The sequence below is a fragment of the Pseudoduganella sp. R-43 genome, assembly GCF_049913255.1.
Classification (GTDB): domain Bacteria; phylum Pseudomonadota; class Gammaproteobacteria; order Burkholderiales; family Burkholderiaceae_D; genus Rugamonas.
On sequence record NZ_CP183988.1, the window covers coordinates 6,029,610 to 6,052,657 of the forward strand.

24 protein-coding genes are annotated in these 23,048 nt (G+C 62.0%); 9 read left to right on the forward strand and 15 right to left on the reverse strand.

Features of this window, described 5'->3' with window-relative positions; genetic code table 11:
- Positions 1–91 precede the first annotated feature (91 nt).
- The 9 genes from corA to mpl form a co-directional block, all read right to left on the reverse strand.
- Positions 92–1,057 (reverse strand): magnesium/cobalt transporter CorA, encoded by a 966-nt coding sequence (corA, locus tag ACN9M3_RS27525; protein WP_426164820.1) that lies wholly within the window; start codon positions 1,055–1,057, stop codon positions 92–94.
- Positions 1,058–1,159: 102 nt separating this feature from the next.
- Positions 1,160–1,537, reverse strand: coding sequence for a DUF4124 domain-containing protein (locus tag ACN9M3_RS27530; protein WP_426164822.1), 378 nt, complete (start codon positions 1,535–1,537; stop codon positions 1,160–1,162).
- A complete protein-coding gene (mtgA, locus tag ACN9M3_RS27535) occupies positions 1,534–2,226 on the reverse strand; it encodes a monofunctional biosynthetic peptidoglycan transglycosylase (RefSeq protein ID WP_426164824.1) in 693 nt (230 codons plus the stop codon). Before mtgA ends, ACN9M3_RS27530 begins: the two co-directional genes overlap by 4 nt.
- A complete protein-coding gene (gene aroE / locus ACN9M3_RS27540) occupies positions 2,223–3,044 on the reverse strand; it encodes a shikimate dehydrogenase (protein ID WP_426319250.1) in 822 nt (273 codons plus the stop codon). Before aroE ends, mtgA begins: the two co-directional genes overlap by 4 nt.
- Positions 3,044–3,925 carry an energy transducer TonB gene (locus tag ACN9M3_RS27545; RefSeq protein WP_426164828.1) on the reverse strand — a complete coding sequence of 294 codons (882 nt, stop codon included), beginning with the start codon at positions 3,923–3,925 and terminating at the stop codon, positions 3,044–3,046. The genes aroE and ACN9M3_RS27545 overlap by 1 nt, the downstream gene beginning before the upstream one ends.
- Before the next feature lie 45 nt (positions 3,926–3,970).
- A complete protein-coding gene (locus ACN9M3_RS27550) occupies positions 3,971–6,004 on the reverse strand; it encodes an RNB domain-containing ribonuclease (protein WP_426319251.1) in 2,034 nt (677 codons plus the stop codon).
- Positions 6,001–6,585, reverse strand: a complete 585-nt coding sequence (locus ACN9M3_RS27555; RefSeq protein WP_426319252.1) for a chorismate--pyruvate lyase family protein — start codon at positions 6,583–6,585, stop codon at positions 6,001–6,003. The genes ACN9M3_RS27550 and ACN9M3_RS27555 overlap by 4 nt, the downstream gene beginning before the upstream one ends.
- Positions 6,582–7,163: a YqiA/YcfP family alpha/beta fold hydrolase gene (locus tag ACN9M3_RS27560; protein WP_426319253.1), complete on the reverse strand. Its 582-nt coding sequence runs from the start codon at positions 7,161–7,163 to the stop codon at positions 6,582–6,584. Before ACN9M3_RS27560 ends, ACN9M3_RS27555 begins: the two co-directional genes overlap by 4 nt.
- Positions 7,163–8,530: a UDP-N-acetylmuramate:L-alanyl-gamma-D-glutamyl-meso-diaminopimelate ligase gene (mpl, locus tag ACN9M3_RS27565; protein ID WP_426319254.1), complete on the reverse strand. Its 1,368-nt coding sequence runs from the start codon at positions 8,528–8,530 to the stop codon at positions 7,163–7,165. Before mpl ends, ACN9M3_RS27560 begins: the two co-directional genes overlap by 1 nt.
- A gap of 245 nt (positions 8,531–8,775) precedes the next feature.
- On the opposite strand from mpl, the gene ACN9M3_RS27570 reads away from it, so the two are divergent.
- From ACN9M3_RS27570 to ACN9M3_RS27605, 8 genes are all read left to right on the forward strand, one after another.
- Positions 8,776–9,384, forward strand: a complete 609-nt coding sequence (locus ACN9M3_RS27570; RefSeq protein WP_426164836.1) for a hypothetical protein — start codon at positions 8,776–8,778, stop codon at positions 9,382–9,384.
- The gene (locus tag ACN9M3_RS27575) at positions 9,384–9,935 is read left to right on the forward strand and encodes a redoxin family protein (RefSeq protein ID WP_426319255.1); all 552 of its coding nucleotides are present in this window, start codon (positions 9,384–9,386) and stop codon (positions 9,933–9,935) included. Before ACN9M3_RS27570 ends, ACN9M3_RS27575 begins: the two co-directional genes overlap by 1 nt.
- A 115-nt stretch (positions 9,936–10,050) precedes the next feature.
- Positions 10,051–10,488: a type II 3-dehydroquinate dehydratase gene (gene aroQ / locus ACN9M3_RS27580; RefSeq protein ID WP_426164840.1), complete on the forward strand. Its 438-nt coding sequence runs from the start codon at positions 10,051–10,053 to the stop codon at positions 10,486–10,488.
- Between the two features lie 95 nt (positions 10,489–10,583).
- Positions 10,584–11,054, forward strand: a complete 471-nt coding sequence (gene accB / locus ACN9M3_RS27585; RefSeq protein WP_426164842.1) for an acetyl-CoA carboxylase biotin carboxyl carrier protein — start codon at positions 10,584–10,586, stop codon at positions 11,052–11,054.
- A gap of 75 nt (positions 11,055–11,129) precedes the next feature.
- Positions 11,130–12,488, forward strand: a complete 1,359-nt coding sequence (gene accC / locus ACN9M3_RS27590) for an acetyl-CoA carboxylase biotin carboxylase subunit (RefSeq protein WP_426164844.1) — start codon at positions 11,130–11,132, stop codon at positions 12,486–12,488.
- Between the two features lie 17 nt (positions 12,489–12,505).
- Positions 12,506–13,417 (forward strand): 50S ribosomal protein L11 methyltransferase, encoded by a 912-nt coding sequence (gene prmA / locus ACN9M3_RS27595; protein WP_426164846.1) that lies wholly within the window; start codon positions 12,506–12,508, stop codon positions 13,415–13,417.
- A 16-nt stretch (positions 13,418–13,433) separates the two neighbouring features.
- Positions 13,434–16,202 carry a DUF3426 domain-containing protein gene (locus ACN9M3_RS27600; RefSeq protein ID WP_426319256.1) on the forward strand — a complete coding sequence of 923 codons (2,769 nt, stop codon included), beginning with the start codon at positions 13,434–13,436 and terminating at the stop codon, positions 16,200–16,202.
- 7 nt (positions 16,203–16,209) lie between these two features.
- Positions 16,210–17,154 (forward strand): carbohydrate kinase family protein, encoded by a 945-nt coding sequence (locus ACN9M3_RS27605; RefSeq protein ID WP_426319257.1) that lies wholly within the window; start codon positions 16,210–16,212, stop codon positions 17,152–17,154.
- A gap of 160 nt (positions 17,155–17,314) precedes the next feature.
- On the opposite strand, the gene ACN9M3_RS27610 is transcribed toward ACN9M3_RS27605, so the two are convergent.
- From ACN9M3_RS27610 to ACN9M3_RS27620, 3 genes are all read right to left on the reverse strand, one after another.
- Positions 17,315–17,608: a DUF167 domain-containing protein gene (locus ACN9M3_RS27610; RefSeq protein ID WP_426164852.1), complete on the reverse strand. Its 294-nt coding sequence runs from the start codon at positions 17,606–17,608 to the stop codon at positions 17,315–17,317.
- Positions 17,605–18,135 (reverse strand): YggT family protein, encoded by a 531-nt coding sequence (locus tag ACN9M3_RS27615; protein WP_426164854.1) that lies wholly within the window; start codon positions 18,133–18,135, stop codon positions 17,605–17,607. The genes ACN9M3_RS27610 and ACN9M3_RS27615 overlap by 4 nt, the downstream gene beginning before the upstream one ends.
- A gap of 83 nt (positions 18,136–18,218) precedes the next feature.
- Complete coding sequence (locus ACN9M3_RS27620; RefSeq protein ID WP_260115156.1) at positions 18,219–18,344, reverse strand: hypothetical protein; 126 nt, start codon at positions 18,342–18,344, stop codon at positions 18,219–18,221.
- 109 nt (positions 18,345–18,453) lie between these two features.
- On the opposite strand from ACN9M3_RS27620, the gene ACN9M3_RS27625 reads away from it, so the two are divergent.
- Positions 18,454–19,248 carry a hypothetical protein gene (locus ACN9M3_RS27625; RefSeq protein ID WP_426319258.1) on the forward strand — a complete coding sequence of 265 codons (795 nt, stop codon included), beginning with the start codon at positions 18,454–18,456 and terminating at the stop codon, positions 19,246–19,248.
- A gap of 677 nt (positions 19,249–19,925) precedes the next feature.
- Here ACN9M3_RS27625 and ACN9M3_RS27630 read toward each other — a convergent pair.
- The 3 genes from ACN9M3_RS27630 to ACN9M3_RS27640 are packed head-to-tail and all read right to left on the reverse strand — an operon-like array spanning position 19,926 to position 22,979.
- A complete protein-coding gene (locus ACN9M3_RS27630; RefSeq protein WP_426319259.1) occupies positions 19,926–20,120 on the reverse strand; it encodes a hypothetical protein in 195 nt (64 codons plus the stop codon).
- Complete coding sequence (locus tag ACN9M3_RS27635; RefSeq protein WP_426319260.1) at positions 20,121–21,431, reverse strand: chemotaxis protein CheW; 1,311 nt, start codon at positions 21,429–21,431, stop codon at positions 20,121–20,123. It lies immediately after the preceding gene.
- Between the two features lie 3 nt (positions 21,432–21,434).
- A complete protein-coding gene (locus ACN9M3_RS27640; RefSeq protein ID WP_426323868.1) occupies positions 21,435–22,979 on the reverse strand; it encodes a methyl-accepting chemotaxis protein in 1,545 nt (514 codons plus the stop codon).
- Between the last annotated feature and the right edge of the window lie 69 nt (positions 22,980–23,048).

Consider the following 23,048-nt stretch of genomic DNA (forward strand, 5'->3'; position numbering starts at 1 on the left):
CTTTCGTATCGTTGGAATTTCGCGCAACCGGGAGTCGCGGCGAAATTCTACCTTTCAAACAGGGCTTAGCAAATAAATATGTTGCTTTACATCAACGCAGCCAGCCGCGGCGGCGGAAATACATCAATGGCGCGGCAGCACTGACAATCATCAGGCCCCAGGCCCAAGGGTAGCCCAGGTGCCATTTCAGTTCGGGCATGAAGTCGAAATTCATGCCGTACACCGAGGCGATCAGGGTCGGCGGCAGGAAGGCCACCGAAGCCACCGAGAAGATCTTGATGATCTTATTCTGGTTAATGTTGATGAAGCCGACGGTGGCATCCATCAGGAAGTTGATCTTGTCGAACAGGAAGGAAGTGTGGCCATCCAGCGATTCGATGTCGCGCAGGATCTGGCGTGCTTCCTCGAACTGGTCGGAATTGAGCAGGCGGCCGCGCATCAGGAACGAGACCGCGCGGCGCGTGTCCATCATGTTGCGGCGGATGCGGCCATTCAAGTCTTCCTCGTGCGCGATGGCGCTCAGGGCGTCGGCCGCGTCCTTGTCGGTGAATTCTTCCTGCAGCACGCGGCCCGAGACTTCTTCCAGGTTCTGGTAGATGCCTTCCAGCGCATCTGCCGAATACTCGGCGTCGGTGGCGTACAGGTCCAGCAGCACGTCCATGTAGTCGGCGATCGAACCGGGACGCGAACGGGCGCGCATGCGCACCAGGCGGAATACCGGCAGGTCGTCGGTGTGTACCGAGAACAGCATTTTCTTGGCCAGGATGAACGCCACCGTGACCACGCGCGACGGGCCCTCGTCTTCTTCCAGCAGGAAGTCGGTCCGCAGGTGGAGGTCGCCGTTTTCCGCTTCGTAGTAGCGGGCGGAGGCTTCGATGTCCTTGACTTCGTCTTCGCCTGGCAGGATGACGCCGTAGATGGACTTGACCCAGGCGCGTTCGTCTTCTGTCGGATCAGTCAGGTCGACCCAGACCGGCGCCACTTGTTCAAGGTCTTCGCGCGTCTCAATTGGCACCTGGTTGAGCCGGCCATTTTGTAAAACGAAAACATTGATCATAGGCAATCTCAGCCGGACAGGGGATGTAGAGCGCGGGTTCTAAAAAACTTCGCAAGTGTACCCGCAAAGGGGGGCGGGTTGCCACCCCGCCGAGGCATATTTTTAGCGCGTTGCCCGCTCAATGGCGCGGTCTGTGGCATTCGGCATCGCTTCCGGCGGCGGCTTGGGCGGCTCCTTCGGCGGCTCGATGCCGCGCGAGTCGTGGATCTCGATGACTTTGCCTTTTTCACCACATTCGGTATTGGAAATCACGGTCTTGCCGTTGATGACGCACTTGCGCATCGGTGCCGGCGGCGGCGTCACCGATGCCACCGCTGGCGCCGCCACTTCGGCCGCCTTGGCGCCGACCTTGTTCAGTCCTTCTGCAAACAGGTTGCGCTCCTGCCGCATCGAGATCAGTGCAAATGCCGCCACTGCGCCCAGCACGCCCATAATGACCGCCACCGCGACCAGGCTGATGCCCGCTTGATGTTTTTTCATGGAAGATCCGCCGAATTCATTCGTTGCATGATGATGCCGGTACGCCGCGCCAGATAGGCCGATTCGCGGTGCGCATCATAGTATTTAGGACGCGGCAGCATGACTGCCAGCCGCGCCGCCTGTTCCGGCCCCAGCTTCGACGCCGGAATCCGGTAATAGTGGCGCGCCGCCGCTTCCGCACCGTAGATGCCGCGCCCGAACTCCGCCACGTTCAGATAGATCTCGAAGATGCGGCGCTTATCCATCAGCATCTCGAGCATATAAGTGATGATCAGCTCCTGCCCTTTGCGCAGATAGCTGCGCGAGCCGGACAGGAACAGGTTCTTGGCCAGTTGCTGCGTGATCGTCGAGCCGCCGTGGATCTTGGCGCCCTTCTTCTTTTCCTGGTTGTGCTCGTAGGCTTTCTGCATCGCCTCCCAATCCACGCCTTCATGCTCGGCGAAGTTGGCATCCTCCGAAGCGATCACCGCGCGTTTCAGGTTCGCGGAAATGGCCTGGTAGCCTACCCATTGCTGCTGCACGCGCGCTTTCGGGTCCTTCTCCTGCATGGCGGCCTGCTGCTCACGCATGAAGGCCGTCATGGTCGGGTTATGGTCGACCCACCACCAGATCTGCACCAGGAAATACAGCTGCACCGCGAGGAAAATCGCGATCGGGACGATGATGAACCACTTCAGCTTCCTGATCATAGCCTGGCGCGCAACTGCTGTAGCACTTCGGCAGTCCGAGGGCGCACGCCACGCCAGACCTGGAAGGCTTCGGCGGCCTGTTCGACCAGCATGCCCAGGCCGTCGCGCGCGACGGCGCCGTGGCTGGCGGCGAATTGCATGAAGACGGTCGGCCTGGCGCCGTACATCATGTCCAGCGCCAGCGCACCCGGCGCAAAGACCGTGGCCGGCACGGGCGGAAGATCGGCGCTCAGGCTGGCGGAGGTGGCGTTGATGATGATGTCGAATGCGCCCAGGACGTCGGCAAAGCCGCAGGCCGACAACACGCCCGGCCCGGCCAGCGCGCCGAATTGTTCGACCAGGGCCTCGGCCGTGGCAACGGTGCGGTTGGCGATCACCAGCGCAGCGGGACGATGTTCCAGGATGGGCAGCACGACGCCGCGCGCAGCGCCTCCTGCGCCAAGCAGGAGCACGCGCTTGCCGGCAATCGCGACGCCGGCGTTCTGCACGATGTCGGCCACCAGGCCGGCGCCGTCGGTGTTGTCGCCCGTGATGCTGCCATCAGCGCCGAACACCAGGGTATTTACCGCGCCCGCAGCCTGGGCGCGCACGGTCAGCGAAGTGGCCAGCCTGTGCGCTTCCAGCTTGAAGGGCACGGTGACGTTGGCGCCCTTGCCGCCAGCGGCGATAAAGGCCCGGACTGCGGCGCCGAAGCCATCCAGCGGCGCCAGCCATTTCTCGTAACTCAGTTGCTGGCCAGTCTGCGCCGCATAGGCCGCGTGGATTTCAGGCGACTTGCTGTGGGCAATCGGGTTGCCAAAGACGCAGTACTTGTCCATCACTGGTTGCTTCCGTAGGAAACCTCGACCTTCTCTTCACGCGTAAAGACGAACTTCTGCACGATCACCCACAGGTCGTCGCGGTCCTTGGAGCGCATATTCGGCGGGAATTTGCCGAATGGCGCGGAGCGGCGCACGATGCTGATCGCAGCCTTGTCCAGATCCGGATTGCCGGAGCTGCGCTCGATCACGGTGCCGCCTTCCTTTTCATAGACGCTGCCGTCCTGGAAGATAGGAATGCTCAGCACCACCACGCCGTACAGCTTGCGCCCATCCTTCTGCGGGAAATTGAGCGTGCCGATATCCTCCACGCGGCGGCGGAAGGCGTTGTAATACATGGCGTAGCCGACGCCCTGCGTGCTCGGCGACAGGAAAGTCTTTTTCGGCCGCTTGTTCTGGTCGTCGATGGTTTGCGTGATTTCCGCTTCCATGCGGGCGATGGCCTTGCTGCTTTCAATCAGCTCGGCGCCAGTGCGGCTAGGGTCGGTCTGGTTCTTTTCGGCCACCGGCGGGGCGGACAAAGGACTCTTCCTGACTTGGCTCAGCAGGTTTTTCTGGCGCTCCTCCAGCTCCTGCATATAGCGCTGGGAGGCCTTGATGCTGTCGCCGGTTTCCATGCGGCGCATGTCGGGCAGCGGGGATTTGGCACGGCCGGCATCGGCATTGCCGCCGCCATCCAGGTCGGCCTGCGCCAGTGCATCGGCCTTCAGCGGCTTGGATGCATGCTTGGCATTGACCAGGATGACTTCAAGGCCGGGGTCGGTTGGCTCGACCTTGAAATCTTTGGGGGCGACGAAATGCACCATCAGCGCCACGGCGTGGAAACCCACCGATACTGCGGAGGCGATGACAAGGAACTGGTTTTCTTTGAAATACTTCACGCGCTGGAATCAAAAATGATGCTTTAGAGAATCTTGAATTCTACTTCACTGTGGGCCAGGTTCGGTAACAACCGTCTCGCTGGCGAGCGAAGCTTCCTCTGCGTCGGCCTCGGTCGGCTGCGCCGGGTCGGCTGGCGCCTCTTCCTCGTCCAGTTCCGCCTCGGGCTCGGAAGGCAGGATAATCGAGCCTTCCTGCAGGCGCGTCTCGATGGCCAGGTCGACTTCGTCCCAGCGCAGCACGTCCAGCTTCACGTGTGACCCGCGTGCAACAGACGGCATGCCGGGCATGCGCACGATCAGCGGGATGTCGGCCAGGCGCAGTACTTCATCCTTCAGCACCACGGCTTCCACTTCCTTCGCATTTTCCTGGCCCAGCCATCTCAGGCACCAGTAACGCTCCATATTCGACTGGAAGTCGGCATAGGCCGCGTAGGCCGCATCGAAGGCCGACACGATGGCGAACAGGTTGGCGTCCTTGTGCTTGAACGGCGCCACCATCGGCGCGGTCACGCCGTGCGAAGCGCAGGCCAGGATCTGCCATTGGTTGACCAGGTCGGTATACCGGCGCAGCGGCGAAGTCGACCACGCGTACTGGTCCACGCCCAGGCCCTGGTGCGGGGCCGCCTGCGTCATCATGCGCACCTGCATCTTGGCGGCCCAGCCGCCCACGCCCTGTCCCTGGGTACGGTAAATGCCCGGCACGCCATGGTCGTGCATCAGCTTGCCCCAGGTGGAGTTGGCAAAGATCATCAGCTCGGCCACGATCTTGTCCAGCGGCGCGCCGCGCTTGCGGCGGGAAATGGTGACGACATCGTCTTCCACATAGAAGTTGAAGTCGACGCGGTTGTTCTGTTCCGGCTTCAGGCCGAACGCTTCGCGCTTGACCATGCGGCCTGCTTCCAGGTGCTGTGCCCAGCCCCACAGCAAGGCCAGCTCGGCCTTGCGCGGGTAGTCGCCCGCGCCGCTGGCCAGGGTTTCCTCGTTGACCAGTTCGTCCAGCGTGTTGTGGCGCAGGTTGTTGGCGATCGGAACCAGTTCAGCTATCGTCTCGGTCGAGATCACGGACCAGTCGGCCGGGTCGAGCACGGCATACAGGGACAGGGCCGGGCAAGTCTTGCCCTCGGCCAGGGTGAAAGCGTCGACGATGCTGTCCGGCAGCATGGTGATCTTATCGCCCGGCATATAGACCGTGGACATGCGGCTGCGCGCGATCTTGTCGATGGCGTCGTCCGGCTTGATGCCCAGGCCCGGGGCGGCGATGTGGATGCCCACGCGCACCTTGCCGTCCGGCTGGTGCACCACGGAGAAAGCGTCGTCGATCTCGGTGGTGGTCACGTCGTCGATGGAGAACGCTTCCACCGCCGCCAGCGGCAGCTTGGCCGGAGCGGAAGGCACCGGCAGTTCGGGGAAGCCATGGCCTTTCGGGAAATTCTCGAACAGGAACTTGGCCATATGCAGCTCTTTCGGCGACTTGATGCCGCCGGCCGACAGCATCAGGCGCGCCGGCGTGGTGTGGGCCTCGTTGGCGGCCTGCTCCAGCGCCTTGTATTCGATGGTGTTCTTGTCCGGCTTGAACAGCAGCTGGTTGACGATGTTCTGCATCGATGCCGGCAGGGTGCCAGCCTTCAGCTCCTCGGCGTACTGGCCCTGGATGATGGCTTGCTGTTTCTTTTTCTCGATGCCGGCCAGGGCGGCCTTCAGGGTCTGCTCGGGCGCTTTCTTATAGCGGCCGCGGCCCTTCTTGTGGAAATAGATCGGTGCCGAGTGCAGGCTCAGGATCAGGCCGGCCGCTTCGGCCGCTTGCGGAGCGTGGCCGAAGTATTCGGCGCCCAGTTCGGCAAAACCGAACTCCTCTTCGCCCGCCACCTCCCACAGGAAGTCCAGGTCGACGTCGGCGGCAATGGCCTTGGCCTGCTCCATCAGCTCGGCCGGCGACGGCTTGTCAAACTGCAGCATGACATCCTTGGTCTTGACCTTGTTGCGCTTGCCGCTGGCCATTTCAACCTGGTAGGCTTCGCCCGCCTGCGACAGCACGCTGCCTACTTTGAAATCGCCGGATTCTTCAAAAAATACATTCATTTCACATTATTCCGTTCAAGCTTGAGCACCGGCGGCAGGAATACCTCGGTCACAAGCAAAGTTCCTTCATGGCGCTGGTACAGGCAGCGCCGTGCATACAGTAAAGCTTCATCCGGCACCTCGGCGCCGTGCGCCGACAAGGCACTGCGGGCACGCCGGGCCAGCGGATGCGTCGCGCGCAGCCGCGCAAATTCCAGTTCGCCACGCCGCACCTGCGGGTCGCCAAACAGTGTACTGCCGAGCGAACGTTCGCCCAGGGCGCTGAACAGCGGCCAGTCCGAGGCATCGGCCGACATCGGCACCACGGTATGGGCGAAGACGACAGGCGTATTATCACACCGCAGCAAGACCTCCCGCTCCCAGACGCGGCCTGGGCGGTGGTAGCCGATGATGTTGGCTTCATCTGCCAGGCAGATTGCCGTGTCCTGGTGCAGCAACTGCACGCGGAAGGCGCTGCTGTGCGCTTTCAGCTTATTGGTCAGCGAGCCGCCGCCGGTCAGCCAGTGGCGGTAGGGGTGCGGGGCGTTTGTCGCGAGCACGTGACCGTGCCAGTTGGCCTGGCGCAGCGATTGACCTTTCATCGAGCCTCGCCCGTGATGCCGCAAAACTCGAGGACCTCGTCGAGGTAGCCGGCGTACTCGCTGATGGCGTGGTCGCTGCCCTGCACTACCTTCTGCTTCGCGCCGGCATAGTGCGCCACCATGTCGCGGTAGTCCAATACTTCGTCACCGGTGCAGGCAACCAGGAAGTAGCGTTCCGGCTGCGTAATCTTCGGCACGGCCAGCGCGCGCAGCTCCTCTATATATTCACGCTTGAATTCGAACGGCTCGTCCGAATGATAGGCGGTCGTGACGCCAACGTGCTTTTCGAGGTCAAGCGCCGCAACCACTGCGGGATTCAGCAGGACGGCGCGGCAGCCAAGCTTTTCCGCCATCCAGGTGGCGTAGTAGCCGCCCAGCGAGGAACCGACAATCGTGAGTTCTTCGGCCGGCACGCCTGCCACCAGGCCAAAGGCCAGTTCCATTGCCAGCCTGGGGCTGGCCGGCAGTTGCGGGCAGATGAATTCCGCGCTGCGGCCAAGCTGCGCCATCCGCTCCCCGGTCAGCCGCGCCTTCATCGACTGCGGCGAAGAACGGAAGCCATGCAGGTACAAAATCATTACTTCAGCGCCTCCAGCAATTTCTGGTGGACGCCGCCGAAGCCGCCGTTGCTCATCACAATAATATGGTCGCCCGGCCTGGCCTGCGCGACAATAGCTTTCACCATACCGTCCAGGTCCTCGTAGGCCGAGGCGATTTCGCCCATTGGCGAGAGGGCTTCGGCCAGTTTCCAGCCCAGGGCTTGCTCGCTGCCAAAGCCGAATACCAGGTCGGCCTCTTTCAGGCTGCCGGGCAGCGCGTCCTTCATGGTGCCCAGCTTCATGGTGTTGGAGCGCGGCTCCAGCACGGCCAGGATGCGGCCATTGCTGCCGATCTTCTGGCGCAGGCCGCCGACGGTGGTTTCGATGGCGGTTGGATGGTGGGCGAAGTCGTCGTACACGGTCACGCCGTTGACGGTGCCGCGCACTTCCATGCGGCGTTTCACGCTCTGGAAGCTTTCCAGCGCCTGGGCCGCGACCTCGATCGGCACGCCCACGTGGCGGGCTGCGGCAATCGCGGCCAGCGCGTTGGAGCGGTTATGTTTACCGGTCAGCTGCCAGTTCACAGTGGCGGCCTTGGCACCTTTGAAGATCACGTCAAAGCTGCCGTCGGCATGTTCAGCCATGGACCAGTCGGCGCCCTCTGCGCTGCCGAAGGTTTCCTTCTCGCTCCAGCAACCGCGTTTCAGCACGCGCTGCAGGCTCGCTTCGTCGGCATTGGCGATCACGCGGCCGATGCCCGGTACCGTGCGCACCAGGTGGTGGAACTGGGTTTCGATAGCACCGATGTCCGGGAAGATGTCGGCGTGGTCGTATTCCAGGTTGTTCAGGATGGCCGTCTTCGAGTGGTAGTGCACGAACTTGCTGCGCTTGTCGAAGAAGGCGGTGTCGTATTCGTCTGCTTCGATGACGAAGAATTCGGAGTCGGCGCCGGGGCCGGTCAAGCGGGCCGAGATGCCGAAGTTCTGCGGGATGCCGCCGATCAGGAAGCCGGGCGCGTAGCCGGCATGTTCCAGGATCCAGGCCACCATCGCCGAGGTGGTGGTCTTGCCGTGGGTGCCTGCGACCGACAGGACCCATTTGTCCTTCAGGATGTGGTCACCGATCCATTGCGGGCCGGAGATCATCGGCAGGTTGCGGTTCATGATCTCTTCGATCAGCGGATTGCCGCGCGAGACGACATTGCCGATGACATAAAGGTCGGGATTCAGTTCTACCTGCTCGGGGCCGAAACCCTGGATCAGTTCTATGCCCTGCGCTTCCAGCTGCGTGCTCATCGGGGGATAGACATTGGCGTCGCAACCCGTTACGCGGTGGCCGGCTTCCTTTGCCAGGACGGCAAGCCCGCCCATGAAGGTGCCGCAGATGCCTAGGATGTGGATGTGCATGGTGCAGATAGAAAAGAATCAAGAGCCGGATTTTACCTGATTAAAACCGGTAAACCGGTGTCTGACCCGCAGGGTCAGACACCCAACGGTCTCCTGGTCGGCGGTTTTGGTTGTGCGATGTTGATCTTCTCAAAAGTCAAGGGCACAGAACCAACCCACGGCTTCGAGACCGTTCGGGGTCTGGCTCTGCGTCAGATGGCCGCCCCGTCAGACCCCGAATTACCGGTTTTAGGTATGATGCATCCATGAACCCCGAGATCAAAACCGAAATCGCCGCCGCCGCCGCCCGCATGATCGCGCAGGATGGCGCCGACTACGGCAGCGCCAAACGCAAGGCCGCCCGCCAGATATTGGGCGAGTCGCAAGCCCGCGACCTGTCCGACATCCTGCCCGACAACGAACAGATCGAAGAAGAAGTCCGCCTATACCACGCTCTATATAACGCCGACACCCACCCGGCGCATTTATTCAGATTGCGCGGCCTGGCTTTGCAGGTCATGGAAATGCTGGAACAATACCAACCTTTCCTGACCGGCTCCGTCCTGTACGGTACGGCGGGCATGCACGACGACATCCACCTGCAAGTATTCGTCGACAGCGCCAAGGAAGTAGAAATCTATTTATTAAACAAGAACCTGCAAATCGAGATCTCCGAGTCGCCCCATTTTCGAGGGCCCCGTTTCGAAGATGTTGAAACGGCCAGCTTCATGTGGAAGAACGTCGGCGTGCACGTCGAAATCTATGAGCAGGACGATCTGCGCGGCGCGAAAAAGAAAAGCGGCGACAAGCTGCTGCGCGCCGACCTCACCGAATTGCGCACCATCCTTACCAATAGCTCCCACCCAGCCCAATAATGAAAAAATTTGCAATCTACGCCGTGGCCGCCGTCCTGTTTGCCGGTGCCGGCGCCTGGTACTTCCTCCACACCCAGCAAGCTCCCGCTCCAGCCCCGATCACCACCACCGCGCCAGCCGGCGTGACCAGCCCGATGGCCGCCATGATGGCCGAGTCCTTGCCAAATGATAAAGGCGTCAAGGAAGCGCTGTCGAAATGGAAAGGCAAGAACCTGCTGGTGAATTTCTGGGCGCCGTGGTGCGCGCCGTGCGTGGAAGAGATGCCGGAATTGTCCGAACTGCAAAATTCCGAGCTCGGCAAGAAGGTCCAGGTGATCGGTATCGGCATTGACTCGCCATCCAATATTGCAGAATTCACACAGAAAGTGAAAGTCGCCTACCCTGTTTACGTGGCAGGAATGAGCGGGACCGAACTGTCGCGCCAGTTCGGCAACACGCAAGGCGGGCTGCCCTTCACCGTCCTGATCGGCGCTGACGGCACAGTCAAAAAGACCTACCTCGCACGCCTGAAATTCGACGACCTGAAGGCCGACCTGGCGGCACTAAACTAGCAGAAGAACGCCGCCGAACGACCGTTCTATTAAGTTCCGACAAGTTATTTTCTCTTGCCAATGCTCGTAGATGGCGGCAAAATGCGGAACTTTCGCGGAAAATGGTCAGGGAATCATGGCATCGAACCTGCTGCTACTTAATGGCCCCAACCTGAATTTGTTGGGGACGCGCGAGCCTGAAACCTACGGCGCCAGCACGCTGGCAGACGTTGAACAGGCTGCGCAGGCACAGGCCAACACAGCCGGTGCACAGCTCGCCTGTTTCCAGAGCAACCACGAAGGAGCGTTGATTGACCGCATCCACGCAGCCCGAACCGAGGGCGTGGATTTCATCGTCATCAACCCGGGTGGCTATACCCACACCAGCGTCGCATTGCGCGATGCACTGGCCGGCGTAGCGATCCCTTTTATTGAAGTGCACATTTCGAATATTTATCGGCGGGAGGAGTTCCGCCACCATTCCTATCTCAGCGCAATCGCACAGGGGACGATCTGCGGGCTTGGTATCGACGGATATCGTCTCGCCATCGACTTTGCTTTAAAAAGCAGTTAATCTACCGCGATCTGCGCACATCTAACGCGATGCCGCCCATAAGGCGACATCAATGTAACCGTCAACATAATAGATAGAACAAGGGAGCCAACAACATGGATCTACGCAAGCTGAAGACGCTGATCGACCTGGTAGCAGAGTCGGACATCGCTGAACTGGAAGTGACCGAAGGCGAAAGCAAGGTTCGCATCGTCAAGTCCGGCGGTCTGGCACAAAACCAGGTCGTGATGATGCCGCCGCAAGCGCCAACCCATTACGCACCCGCTGCCGCTCCTGTCGCAGCACCGGTTGCCGCGCCTGCCGCAGCCGCTCCAGCTGCCGCCGAGCCGACCGGCCACGTTGTGAAGTCCCCAATGGTGGGCACTTTCTACCGCGCTTCCGCGCCTGGCAACCCAGCCTTTGTTGAAGTGGGCGCCACCGTGAAGGAAGGCGACACCCTCTGCATCATCGAAGCGATGAAGCTGCTGAACGAGATCGATGCCGACAAGTCCGGCACCATTACCCAGATCCTGGTCGAGAACGGCCAACCGGTCGAATTCGGCCAGCCACTGTTTGTGATCGGCTAAAGCCGGGCCATGGCTGCTGTGGATACTGCGGCAGCCAGCACAATCTCTCCTCCTTTCACAAACATAGAAGCTGCCATGTTTGAAAAAATCCTTATTGCCAATCGCGGTGAAATCGCCCTGCGCATCCAGCGCGCGTGCCGCGAACTGGGCATCAAGACTGTGGTCGTGCACTCCGAAGCCGACCGTGACGCCAAGTACGTGAAGCTGGCCGACGAGTCCGTCTGCATCGGCCCTGCTCCTTCGGCCCAGTCCTACCTGAATATGCCGGCCATCATTTCCGCGGCCGAAGTCACCGACGCGGAAGCGATCCACCCGGGCTACGGCTTCCTGTCCGAGAACGCGGACTTCGCCGAGCGCGTGGAAAAATCCGGTTTCGTCTTCATCGGCCCGCGCGCCGAATCGATCCGCATGATGGGCGACAAAGTGTCGGCCAAGCAGGCGATGATCAAGGCCGGCGTGCCTTGCGTGCCAGGTTCCGACGGCGCCCTGCCGGATGATCCGAAAGCCATCGTGCAGATCGCACGCAAGGTTGGCTATCCGGTGATCATCAAGGCCGCTGGCGGCGGCGGTGGCCGCGGCATGCGCGTGGTGCACACCGAAGCTGCCCTGCTGAACGCGGTCACCATGACCAAGTCGGAAGCCGGCGCCGCCTTCGGCAATCCGGAAGTGTATATGGAGAAGTACCTGGAAAACCCACGCCACGTGGAAATCCAGATCCTCGCCGACGAACACAAAAACGCCGTCTGGCTGGGCGAGCGTGACTGCTCCATGCAGCGCCGCCACCAGAAAGTGATCGAAGAAGCGCCGGCGCCGGGCATCCCGCGCAAGCTGATCGAAAAGATCGGCGACCGCTGCGCCGAAGCTTGCCGCAAGATCGGCTACCGCGGTGCGGGTACCTTCGAATTCCTGTACGAGAACGGCGAGTTCTATTTCATCGAAATGAACACCCGCGTGCAGGTCGAGCACCCGGTGACCGAAATGATCACCGGTATCGACATCGTGCAGGAACAGATCCGCATCGCTTCCGGCGAGAAGCTGCGCTTCCGCCAGCGCGACGTGATGCTGTCCGGCCACGCCATCGAGTGCCGTATCAATGCCGAAGACCCGTTCAAGTTCACCCCGTCGCCAGGCCGCATCACCGCGTGGCACGTACCGGGCGGCCCAGGCGTGCGTGTTGACTCGCACTCCTATGCGGGTTACTTTGTACCACCGAACTACGATTCGATGATCGGCAAGGTCATTACCTACGGCGCGACCCGCGAGCAGGCTATCCGCCGCATGCAGATCGCGCTGTCGGAAATGGTCGTTGAAGGCATTTCGACCAACATCCCGCTGCACCGCGAGCTGATGGTTGACGCACGCTTCATCGAAGGTGGCACCAACATCCATTATTTGGAACAACGGTTGGCAGAGATGCCAAAAGCAGGTAAGTAAAATAGGTAAGAAATAAGATGAGCTGGACTGAAATCGTCATCGAAGTAGCCCGTGAACACGCTGAGGCCCTGTCCGAAGCGTTGATGGATGCGGGCGCGCTGTCGGTGTCGGTGGAGGATGCCGATGAAGGCACCGACGCCGAAAAACCCCTGTTCGGCGAGCCGGGCATGGAGCCGACCGAAGCGGCATGGGATCATAGCCGCGTGGTCGCGCTGACCGATGACGAGGAAGACCAGGCCCTGATCGTGGCGGCTGCCGCCGGCGCGATCGGGCTGGCTCACCTGCCAAAGTTCACCACCCGCAAGGTGGAGGATGCCGACTGGGTGCGCCTGACCCAGTCGCAATTCGAGCCGATCCATATCGGCAAGAACATCTGGGTCGTGCCGAGCTGGCACGAAGCCCCCGATCCGTCGGCCCTGGTGCTGGAACTTGATCCCGGCCTGGCTTTCGGCACCGGCTCCCACCCGACCACCAAGCTGTGCATGGAATGGCTGGAAGCCCACCCGGCTCCGGGCAAGACCGTGCTGGATTACGGCTGCGGTTCCGGCATCCTGGCCATGGTGGCGCGCAAACTGGGCGCTGCCACGGTAGCCGGTGTGGATATCGATCCACAGGCGATCGTCTCGGCCAACGACAATGCGGTGCGCAACCGCGTGGAAGATATCCAGTACTTCGTGCCGGATGATTTCGCGGAATCGGCGTTTGCCTCGCAGCGTTTCGATATCGTGGTCGCCAACATCTTGTCTTCGCCGCTGAAACTGATGGCGCCGATGCTGTCCGGCCGCGTTGCACCGGGCGGTTCGCTGGTGCTGTCTGGCGTGCTGGCGCGCCAGGCAGAAGAAGTCGCTGCGGCCTACGCGCCGTTCATCAAGCTGAGCGTCTGGGCTGAGCACGAAGGCTGGGTGTGCCTGTCCGGCACGCTGGCATAAGGTAGCTTCCTGACTGATGGCGCTCGCCACTAAATGCCCCCATTGCAATACGATCTTCAGGGTCGCGGCTGACCAACTGAAACTGCGCGGGGGCATTGTCCGTTGCGGCTCTTGCGCGCTGGTCTTCGACGGCAATGCTGCCCTGGTCGAACCGGCTGCCAAGCCGACTCCTGTCATTCCCGATGTAGTCGCCGAGGCGCCGCCGCCCAAGCCGGCGGTCTCCGATTACGTGCATGGCTCGCCGGTCGATTTCGAGATCGATTTCGGCGAGGAGCCGGCACCTGCTACGCCACAGCCGCCTGTGGCCGAGCCAGTCTCGCCTGCCGTCTGGCGTACCGCAGGTACTCCGGCCCCTGTTGCCGAGCCAGTGCCCGCTGCCGCCCAGCCCAAAGCGCCCTCGCCTGACGACATCGCCATCGCCGCCGTCACTCGTGCGTTCGCCCACGTGACCACGAATCCTGCGGTGGCATCGCCCGCGCCAACTTCGCCATCGCAAGCCGAACCGCCGCAGCCCGCCGCGCCTGCGCAAGCGGCAGCCTCGACGCCTGTCGCCGAGCCATCACGCCCGGCTGCCGCTCCGCTTGCCGCCAAGCCATCGCAACCGGTCGAAGCTTTGCACGCTACGGCGCCGTCACCGGCAGCTCGCGCCCCCTCGTCGCAGGCTGCGCGTTCGCTGATCGATGTAGTGTCGCCCGACGCCGCTTTCACGGCAGCTGCCGAACCATCACCTCCGCTGGTAGCCGACACTGCTGCCGCGGCATCATCAGCCAAGGCGCGGACGCCGGCTGGTTCGTCTTCGCTGGCCGACCTGGTGGCGCCCGATGCCATCTTCACGGCCACCGCAGAACCGTCGCAGCCCCTGGCACCTCCACCGGCCGCCAAAGCGTCGGCCCCGGTTGGCTCAGCCATGCTTTCGGATGTGCTGTCGCCTGATGCCACTTTCTCGGCCGCTACGCAAGCAACACCAGCTGCCACGGCACCGGCGACGCCAGCACCGCGCACCGCGTTCACGCCAGCGCCAACGCCAATCCCTGCGGCGGCCGCTCGGCCTCCTGTCGACGTAACCACGTCCACGGCGATGCCCCAGCCGGCAGAAAGCCTCCCATTCGGGGCCCCTCCGCCAGTCGACCGGGCGCAACCTGCTGCCCTTGAAGCCGCTCCGCAGCGGGACGAGCCACCTGCCGAGCCGGCGCAACCTGCCGATGCGAGCGCGCTCGCGCCGGAAGAAGCGCTCGAAGTCGAAGCCCCAGCGCCCGTCGAGCAGGCTGGCGCGCCTGCCGACGATACAACGCCTCAGCAGCGGGACGAAACACCTGCCGAGCCGGCGCAAGCTGCCGACGCGAGCGCGCTCCCGCCGCAAGAAGCGCTCGAAGTCGAAGCCCCAGCGCCAGTCGAGCAGGCTGATTCGCCTGCCGACGATGAAGCGCCCCCGCAGCGGGACGAAGCACCTGTCGAGCCGGCCCAAATTGCCGACCAAATCGTGCTCGCGCCCGATGAAGCGTCCGCATTCGAGGCCCCATCACCCATCGAGCACACCGATTCACTGGCCGACAATGAGGCCCGCCTCGAGCCAGCGCAGGCGGTCGAAGATGGCGATGGCGTTCAGCCATGGGACGATACGCCCGCCGGCGAAGAGCACGCGACGACGGAATCTGGCGAGCAGGCCGGCGCTTCCCTCGTGGAGGCTATCGACCAATGGTCGACCGATAATTTACATCCCGACGGCCGCGTCGAGCCCTCGCTCGACACGCCCCAAGAGCACGTGGTGGTCGCCGCCCTTGATGACGCGCACCATTTTGAAGACCTGCCGTCCGAAGAGCCGTCCGAGCCGGTAGCACCAGCAGCCGAGGCAGAGGCGAACCGCCTGAGCGAACCATCCCTGGATGCCGAACCGTGGCACACAGGCGAAGCAGAGGCGTCCGACGACGCCGCGCCAGCCAGCGAAGCATGGAGCCTGTCCGATCCCGACGAAACTGCCCAGCATGCAGTCGCAGCAGTCAACACGGATGCACCGGACGACGGCGCCTCCATCCCCGACGAAGCGCCAGCCGAACAACCGGCCAAATCCCGCCGCGAACGCGCCCTGAAGCGCGCCAAATCGCGCCGCGATGCCAGCGGTCCGTCCGCCGAACACGAAGTCTTTGCGCTTGAAGAAAACGGCCCCGCACAGGAATCGAGCGCCGAAGAAGTTGCTGCCCGCATGCGCGCGCTGGCCGGCGTCGACGAAGAAAAAGCCGAGGCCGAAGCCGAAGACCTCGACCACTCCGACCTGAGCTTCGTAAAGCGCGTCGACCGCAGCCAGAAGTACGGCAAGGCGGTCACGATCACGATGGCCGTCGGCGTCCCGATCCTGCTGGCGGGACTGGTGCTGCAAGCCGCCACCACCTTCCGCGACAGCCTGGCCGCGAATTACCCGCAACTGAAGCCAGCCCTGGCCGCCGTCTGCCAGCCGCTCGGATGCAAGATCGCCCTGCCCACCCAGCTCGATGCCCTCAGCGTCGAACCGGGAGAGCTGGCCAGCATGACTGAAAACACCTTCAGCTTCAGCACCGTCCTGCGCAACCAGTCCAAGACTCCACAAGCCTGGCCGCACATCGAACTGACCCTGAACGACAACGCCGACAAGCCGGTGCTGCGGCGCGTATTTGCCCCGCGCGAATACCTGCCCTCGCCAATCGAGCCCGAAAAAGGCTTCGGTCCGCGCAGCGAGCAAAGCATTAAACTGTACTTCGAGCTGAATGAGCTCAAAGCTTCCGGCTATCACATCGCCATTTTCTACCCTTAAAAATACTATGACTAAAACCGCGCTTGTCTGTGGCTCGCTGGCCATCGACATCATCATGCAATACGAGGGCCGTTTCGGCGACACCCTGCTGGCAGACCAGCTGCACAAGGTCAACGTGTCCTTCCTGGTGCCGACCATGCGCACCGAGTTTGGCGGCTGCTCCGGCAATATCGCCTACTCGCTGAAGATGCTGGGCGGCGAACCGCGCATTGTTGGCGTGCTGGGCCAGGACTGCGCGGCCTACCTGGAGCGCTTCCAGAAGCTCGGCATCTCGACCGACAACATCCTGATCAAGAAGGATGCCTACAACGCGCAGTGCTTCGTCACCGCCGATGCGGACCACAACCAGATCAATGCCTTCCACCCAGGCGCCATGTCGTTTGCGCACGAGAATCCGATCGAGAAAGCCGGCCCGGCCCGCATCGCGATCATCTCGCCGGACGGCCACCTGGGCATGCTGAAGCACGCGGAAGACCTGGCGCGCCTGGGCATCCCGTTCATCTTCGACCCGGGCCAGCAGATGCCGATGTTCACCGCCGAACAACTGATCGGCTTCATCGAGCAGGCCACTTATGTAACCTGCAATGATTATGAAATCGAGCTGCTGATGTCGCGCACCGGGCTGACCATCCCGGATATCGCTGCCAAGCTGGAAGCGTTGATCGTGACCCGTGGCGAGAAGGGTTCGGAGATTTATACCCAGGGCAAGCGGATCGATATTCCTGCCGTGGTGGTCGATTCGTCGCTCGACCTGGACCCGACCGGTTGCGGCGATGCGTATCGCGCCGGCTTGCTGTTTGGCCTGGTCAACGACCTGGGGTGGGAGTCGACCGGCCGCCTGGCCAGTTTACTGGGTGCGATCAAGATTGTTACCAAAGGGGCGCAGAACCATGTGTTCACGCCTGCTGAAATCGCGGACAAGTTTGAGGCGGCGTTCGGTTACCGTTTCTGAAACCGGTAAACCAGGGTCAGACCCAAGGGTCTGACCCTGTACGGTCTCCCAGGCGCGGGTTGGTTTTGGGCTTTTGTCGTATTGAGAAGATCAAAAACGCACAACCGAAACCCGCGGCCATAAGACCGTACGGGGTCTGACCCTTGGGTCAGACCCAGATTTACCGGTTTACAAGACGCGCCACATCCTCCAGCGTCACGCCGGACACTTCCAGCAGCTTCTTCTTATTGGTCTGCCCATGCGTCAGCGTCACCGCGCTGCGCGACACGCCCAAGGCTCCGGCCAGCCACTTCACCAAGGCCTCGTTCGCCTTGCCCTCGATGGGTTGCGCAGCCAGCTTGATCTTCAGGGCATCATCCAGCACCCCGATCACCTCGGTCTTCTTCGCATTCGCCTGGATCTGAACCGCCAGCCGCACGCCGCCCGGCAAGGGCGAACACCAGCTGCGGCTCATGCCACCCCGAACAGCTTGCCCAGCAGAAGTTGGAAGATCTGCAGCAGGATCACCGCCACCAGCACTGACAAGTCCAGGTTGCCAACCAGGGGCACCACCTTGCGGATAGGCCTGAGCAGCGGATCATTCAGCGCGCGCACGAAAGGCGCCAGCGGGGCATGCGGGTTGACCCAGCTGAAGATCACTTCGATGATCAGCAGTGCCATGAAACCGAACAGTATCCACTGCAGGAAGCGATACAAGGCCGCCAGCAACACGTACTCCACCGACCGTCCAATCAGGAAATCGATCGACGTCGCCAGGATTACGATCAGGAACGCCCCGATCAGGCTGGCCCAGTCATAGCCGCCCATGCCGGGAACGATGCGGCGCAGCGGGCGCACCAGCCAATCCGATAATTGAAAAGTAAACTGTGCCACCGACGAAGGCGGCCGGACGCGGATAGCCTGCATCCAGAAGCGCAGCAGCAGCACGCCGCCGAGGAGGCTCGCTATTACATCGACGATCAACTTCAGAATATCAAACACGAGTTCACTCCAAATAAAAAAACCGCTGTGCGATTGTCTCACACAGCGGTGTCTTCGCCATCCGGCACCAAGCGTTTAACGGCTTAGGAAGGACGGGTGCTGGTCGGGAACGGCCATGCGGCTGCCGGGGCGATCACGGTTTTTGCTGCCGGAGCGGCGGCTGGAGCTGGGGCTGCAGCAGCGGGTGCTGGTGCGGCGGCTGGCTTCACAGCTTCCTTCTTAGGAGCAGCTGGTTTCTTAGGAGCGGCCTTTTTAGGGGCAGCTGGTTTAGCAGCCGGAGCTGCAGCCGGTGCTACGGCTACTGGCGCAACAGCTGGCTTGGCTGCTGGCTTAGCCGAGGCTTTTTTTGGGGCGGCCTTTTTAGCTGCAGGCTTGGCAGCTGGTTTTGCGGCGGCTTTAGGAGCGGCTTTTTTAGCAGCTGGCTTGGCAGCAGCTTTCTTGGCAGCTGGCTTCTTGGCGGCTGGCTTGGCAGCAGCTTTAGGAGCGGCCTTCTTGGCAGCAGGCTTGGCAGCGGCTTTCTTGGCAGCTGGTTTCGCAGCAGCTTTCTTGGCGGCTGGCTTGGCAGCAGCTTTCTTGGCAGCTGGCTTGGCAGCAGCTTTCTTGGCGGCTGGCTTGGCAGCGGCTTTAGCTACGGTCTTCTTGGCTGCTGGTTTCGCTGCAGCTTTCTTGGCAGCTGGCTTAGCTGCTACTTTCTTGGCAACGGCTTTTTTAGCTGCTGGTTTAGCGGCGGCTTTCTTGGCTGCTGGTTTTGCTGCTGCTTTAGCTACAGTCTTCTTGGCTGCTGGCTTGGCTGCTGCTTTCTTCGCTGCTGGTTTTGCTGCTGGCTTAGCAGCGGCTTTCTTCGCTACTGGCTTAGCTGCTGCTTTCTTGGCTGCTGGTTTTGCAGCTGGCTTGGCGGCGGCTTTCTTGGCTGCTGGTTTAGCGGCTGGCTTGGCAGCGGCTTTCTTGGCAGCTGGTTTAGCAGCTGGCTTAGCTGCGGCTTTAGCGGCCGGCTTGGCGGCAGCTTTCTTTGCTGGAGCAGCTGCTTTAGCGGCTGCTGGTTTCTTCTTAGCGGCGGTTGCCATTTTTAGTTCTCCTTCATCTGGGATGGGAAAAATTCACGCACAAATTTAAAACCCGTCCGGCCCTGCGCTGGACCAGGCGAATTATTCATCGGCACAAACAGGGTTGCGGTTTGCGCTAATGAATTCGGCACCCAGCTGAACTGCTGCACCTCCTCACAAGTGCAGCGCTTCAGCCATCGATTCCTGCGCCGGTGCTTGGCAGCGCAGGACTCAAATTCTTTGTCGCGACGATTGCGCGGGTGGGGCGTCAACTCAGCTCCTCGACCCTTCGCCGGGCCACTTGGTACGACCAGCGTTCAAAGAAAAAACCGCCCGGCCTGATCGAGTGATCAGGAGAGCGGCTTCGCTGTCGTCGTGTGGTCTTTAAGCATACTTATGCGTTTTTGGTTCCCATTATTTTTCGATTTTTGCGGTAACAACACACCCGAAAAAACAGTGCTTGCAAATTCACGCGATTTCAAGTTCGCAAAGTACACGAAAGCTTGTCGATGCGCAACCAGCACGAATGATTTTCTTCTTCTTTTTTTGCGCCGATCTGCGAGTTCGCGCACATTGAAACGCGCATCGCGCGCCGCTCACGCGCTTCGATCGACCATCGCATGGTCGACCACCTTCGCATAACGCCTTTAGGTAAAGGCTGTATAAAAAGTGAAGCGCCCCGGCCTGCGTTTGGGCGCGAGACCGGGACGACTGATGACGGCGTTTGAAAATTTTTTTTCGTCGCGATTACGCGACATGCAAAATTCGCTGCATCACGCGTTCGAGATCAAGCAAACAGGTGCTGTGCGTGCTGCCATCTGTTTGCGGCAACTCCACCACCTCATGCGATTCGGCTGACAGTCCTTGCAGCGCCGCCGAGGCCTTCATCAGCGACGGTGCAGCGAAGCGCTTGCCGTCATCGACCGTGACGATGTCGGCCACCTAGTCGACTACCAGGCCGTAACGCCCTTCTTCGCGCTCGATCACCAGCACCTTGCCTGCATCTTCGCCGGCGTCCATCCCGTACAGGCGGCGCAAGTCGACCAGGCTGATGAGCTGTTGGCGCAGGTTCAGCACCCCGCACAGGCAGTCGGGCATGCCGGGCGGGTGGCTGATGTCGCCGCCGTGGTCGATGATCTCGCGTACTTGCTTCAGCTCCAGCGCGAACAGCTCGCCCACCCGGAAGCTCAAGTAGACCTTGCGTCCGGCGCGCTGGCTGGCTGCCGCCGCCCCGCCCTGGTCGGCTGGATACAGCCGGCGATGGCCCAGGTCCATCTCGCCGATCTCGCTGCGCGAGAAGGTGCCCGCGTGGTCCAGCAGGATCACGTCCTCTTCACCGGGCCGCGCCACGCAACCGGCAAACATCGCACAGCGCTCCTTGCTCAGCAAAGGGATCGGCAGCACTTCATCGCTGGTGAAATGCAGGATGCTTTCCACTTCGTCGACCAGGAATCCGATCGTCGCCTCGCCGATGCGGGCGACCAGGATGCGCTGTTCGGCATCGGCTTGCGCGGGCAGGCCGCCGGCCAGCGCGGCAAAGTCCACCACCGGCACCTGCAGCCCGCGGAACAGCATGCGGCCGCGGCACAGGGGACTGGCCAGGATGGACGCGGCCAGTTCGGGCACGCGAACGATTTCCTGGATCGCCTTCATCTCCATCGCGAACCGGGCGCCGGCGGCACGGAAGCTGATCGCGTGGCGGCGCTCGCCGACCACCCGCATCTGGCGCCGCGATTCGGCGCCGGCGGCGCGCATCGATTGCACCTGCGGCACGTTCTCGATATGCACCAGGCGGTCGATGTCGAGCACCTGGACCAGGCGCAGGCCGTCTTCCAGCAAGATGGTGCCGGCTACTACCCCTTGTGTCGATCCCTCCGCATAACGCAACCGGCTGCGTTGTTCGGGCCGCACGCGCAGGATTTCGCCGGTGGCGTGCACCAGCAGGCCGACCTGCGCTTCTTGGTAGTCGATGATGGCGATCTTGTCCGAAGCTGCGGCCGCAGGCGCCGACGGATCGGACAGGCGGCCCAGGTTGACCACCGGGATCACGCTGCCGCGCAGCGTGAACATGCCTTCCAGATAAGATGGCGCGAGCGGCACGCTGGTCATGCGATCGGGAAAGTTGACCACTTCCCGGATGCACAGTGCGGGCAAGGCGAACTCGCTGCCGCCCAGCATGAAAGACCCAAACAGTTCGACCGCCGCCGCGGCGTCCGCCTGCGGCGCCGCCGACACCACACGCGAGGCTTCCACGGCTTACACCACGAAACCGGCGACCAGCTTGTTCAATTCCCCGGCGCGCGAATTCAGGCTGGCGGTCGACGAGGCAATGCTGTCGCAGCTGCCGGCGGACTGCTCGGCCGCTTCGGCGATATGGTTGATGGCCACGCTGACCTCGCGCGCCGACAACAGTTGCTCACGGGCTTCGTGCGAGATTTCGGCAATGGCTTCGCTGGTCTTGCCGACGCCCTTGACGATGCGGTCGAAGGCTTCGCTGGCCTGGTGCGAGATGGCGGTGCCGGTATTGACCCGCTTGACCGACTCGCTGATCAGCTTGGAAATCTCCTTGGTCGCCTGCGAGGAACGCTCGGCCAGCTTGCGCACCTCGTCCGCCACCACCGAGAAGCCCAGGCCATGTTCACCGGCGCGCGCCGCTTCGATGGCCGCGTTGAAGGCCAGCATATTGGTCTGATTGGCAATATCGCTGATCACCTTGACGATCTCGCCGATGTCTTCCGACGAACGATTGATCAGGTCCATCGCCTCGATCGAGCGCGCCACCGCCTTGGCGCCCGCCTCGGCTTCGTCCTGGGTCGACTTGGCCAGTTCGTTGGCCTGGCCGGTGCTGGTGGCAATCGCATCGATCGAACGGGTCAGGCCGTCGACCGTGGCGTTCATCTCCTCGACTGTCGCACCCAGCTCCTGCGAACCGCCAGCCACTACGCCGGCACGGTTGGCGATCTCCTCGGCATCGTCGGCGAAGGCGGTGGCCGACATCACTACCTGGCCGATCACGCCGCGCAAGTCGCCCATCATCTTGCCGATCCCTGCGCCCAGCTGGTCGAGCGGCTCGTCGCCGGCCAGCGGCACCTCGGCCGTCAGGTCGCCCTTGGCCGCGCGCGCCACCGCATCGAGCAGGCGCTCGATCCTGGCGGCGTCGCTGGCTGCCTTGTCCTTGATGCCCTGCTCCATCAGCACCTGCTCCGTGATGTCGTTGGCGAACTTGACGATTTTGAAAGGCGTGCCGTTCATGTCCAGGATCGGATTGTAGGTAGCCTGGATCCAGATCGTCTTGCCGCCATTGCCGACGCGCTTGTAGCGGCCGCCGTCGAATTCGCCGCGGTTCAATTTTTGCCAGAAGCGCTTGTAGTCGACGCTGGCCGCGTAGTCGCTCTCGCAGAACATGCGGTGGTGTTCGCCCTTGATGTCGTCCAGCGTATAGCCCATCGCATCGAGGAAGTTGCTGTTGGCGGTGAGCACATGGCCGCCCATGTCGAATTCGATCATGGCCTGCGCCTTGTCCATCGCGCTGACCTTGCCCTCATACTCTGCGTTGCGCAGCTTGGTGGCCGTGATGTCGGTGGCGAACTTGATTACTTTATAAGGCTTGCCGTCGGCGTCGAACACCGGGTTGTAGGAAGCGTTGATCCAGATTTCACGCCCGCCCTTGCCAAGGCGCTTGTACTCGCCGTGCTCGAAATGGCCGCCGCGCAGGCGTTCCCAGAATTGCTTGTATGCTTCGCTGGCCACGAACGCGCTGTCGCAAAACATCGCGTGGTGGCGGCCCTGCACCTCGTCCAGCGTATAACCTGACCGGGCTGTTCATTTGGGTGAGCTCCTGTATGGATTGTTGCCACTGAGAATTTTCAG

What these genes read in the sequence shown, in the direction of transcription:
- corA (WP_426164820.1), bottom strand. Translation starts at nt 1,057, where the DNA reads ATGATCAATGTTTTCGTTTTACAAAATGGCCGGCTCAACCAGGTGCCA.
- ACN9M3_RS27530 (WP_426164822.1), bottom strand. Translation starts at nt 1,537, where the DNA reads ATGAAAAAACATCAAGCGGGCATCAGCCTGGTCGCGGTGGCGGTCATT.
- mtgA (WP_426164824.1), bottom strand. Translation starts at nt 2,226, where the DNA reads ATGATCAGGAAGCTGAAGTGGTTCATCATCGTCCCGATCGCGATTTTC.
- aroE (WP_426319250.1), bottom strand. Translation starts at nt 3,044, where the DNA reads ATGGACAAGTACTGCGTCTTTGGCAACCCGATTGCCCACAGCAAGTCG.
- ACN9M3_RS27550 (WP_426319251.1), bottom strand. Translation starts at nt 6,004, where the DNA reads ATGAATGTATTTTTTGAAGAATCCGGCGATTTCAAAGTAGGCAGCGTG.
- ACN9M3_RS27555 (WP_426319252.1), bottom strand. Translation starts at nt 6,585, where the DNA reads ATGAAAGGTCAATCGCTGCGCCAGGCCAACTGGCACGGTCACGTGCTC.
- ACN9M3_RS27560 (WP_426319253.1), bottom strand. Translation starts at nt 7,163, where the DNA reads ATGATTTTGTACCTGCATGGCTTCCGTTCTTCGCCGCAGTCGATGAAG.
- mpl (WP_426319254.1), bottom strand. Translation starts at nt 8,530, where the DNA reads ATGCACATCCACATCCTAGGCATCTGCGGCACCTTCATGGGCGGGCTT.
- ACN9M3_RS27570 (WP_426164836.1), top strand. Translation starts at nt 8,776, where the DNA reads ATGAACCCCGAGATCAAAACCGAAATCGCCGCCGCCGCCGCCCGCATG.
- ACN9M3_RS27575 (WP_426319255.1), top strand. Translation starts at nt 9,384, where the DNA reads ATGAAAAAATTTGCAATCTACGCCGTGGCCGCCGTCCTGTTTGCCGGT.
- aroQ (WP_426164840.1), top strand. Translation starts at nt 10,051, where the DNA reads ATGGCATCGAACCTGCTGCTACTTAATGGCCCCAACCTGAATTTGTTG.
- accB (WP_426164842.1), top strand. Translation starts at nt 10,584, where the DNA reads ATGGATCTACGCAAGCTGAAGACGCTGATCGACCTGGTAGCAGAGTCG.
- accC (WP_426164844.1), top strand. Translation starts at nt 11,130, where the DNA reads ATGTTTGAAAAAATCCTTATTGCCAATCGCGGTGAAATCGCCCTGCGC.
- prmA (WP_426164846.1), top strand. Translation starts at nt 12,506, where the DNA reads ATGAGCTGGACTGAAATCGTCATCGAAGTAGCCCGTGAACACGCTGAG.
- ACN9M3_RS27600 (WP_426319256.1), top strand. Translation starts at nt 13,434, where the DNA reads ATGGCGCTCGCCACTAAATGCCCCCATTGCAATACGATCTTCAGGGTC.
- ACN9M3_RS27605 (WP_426319257.1), top strand. Translation starts at nt 16,210, where the DNA reads ATGACTAAAACCGCGCTTGTCTGTGGCTCGCTGGCCATCGACATCATC.
- ACN9M3_RS27610 (WP_426164852.1), bottom strand. Translation starts at nt 17,608, where the DNA reads ATGAGCCGCAGCTGGTGTTCGCCCTTGCCGGGCGGCGTGCGGCTGGCG.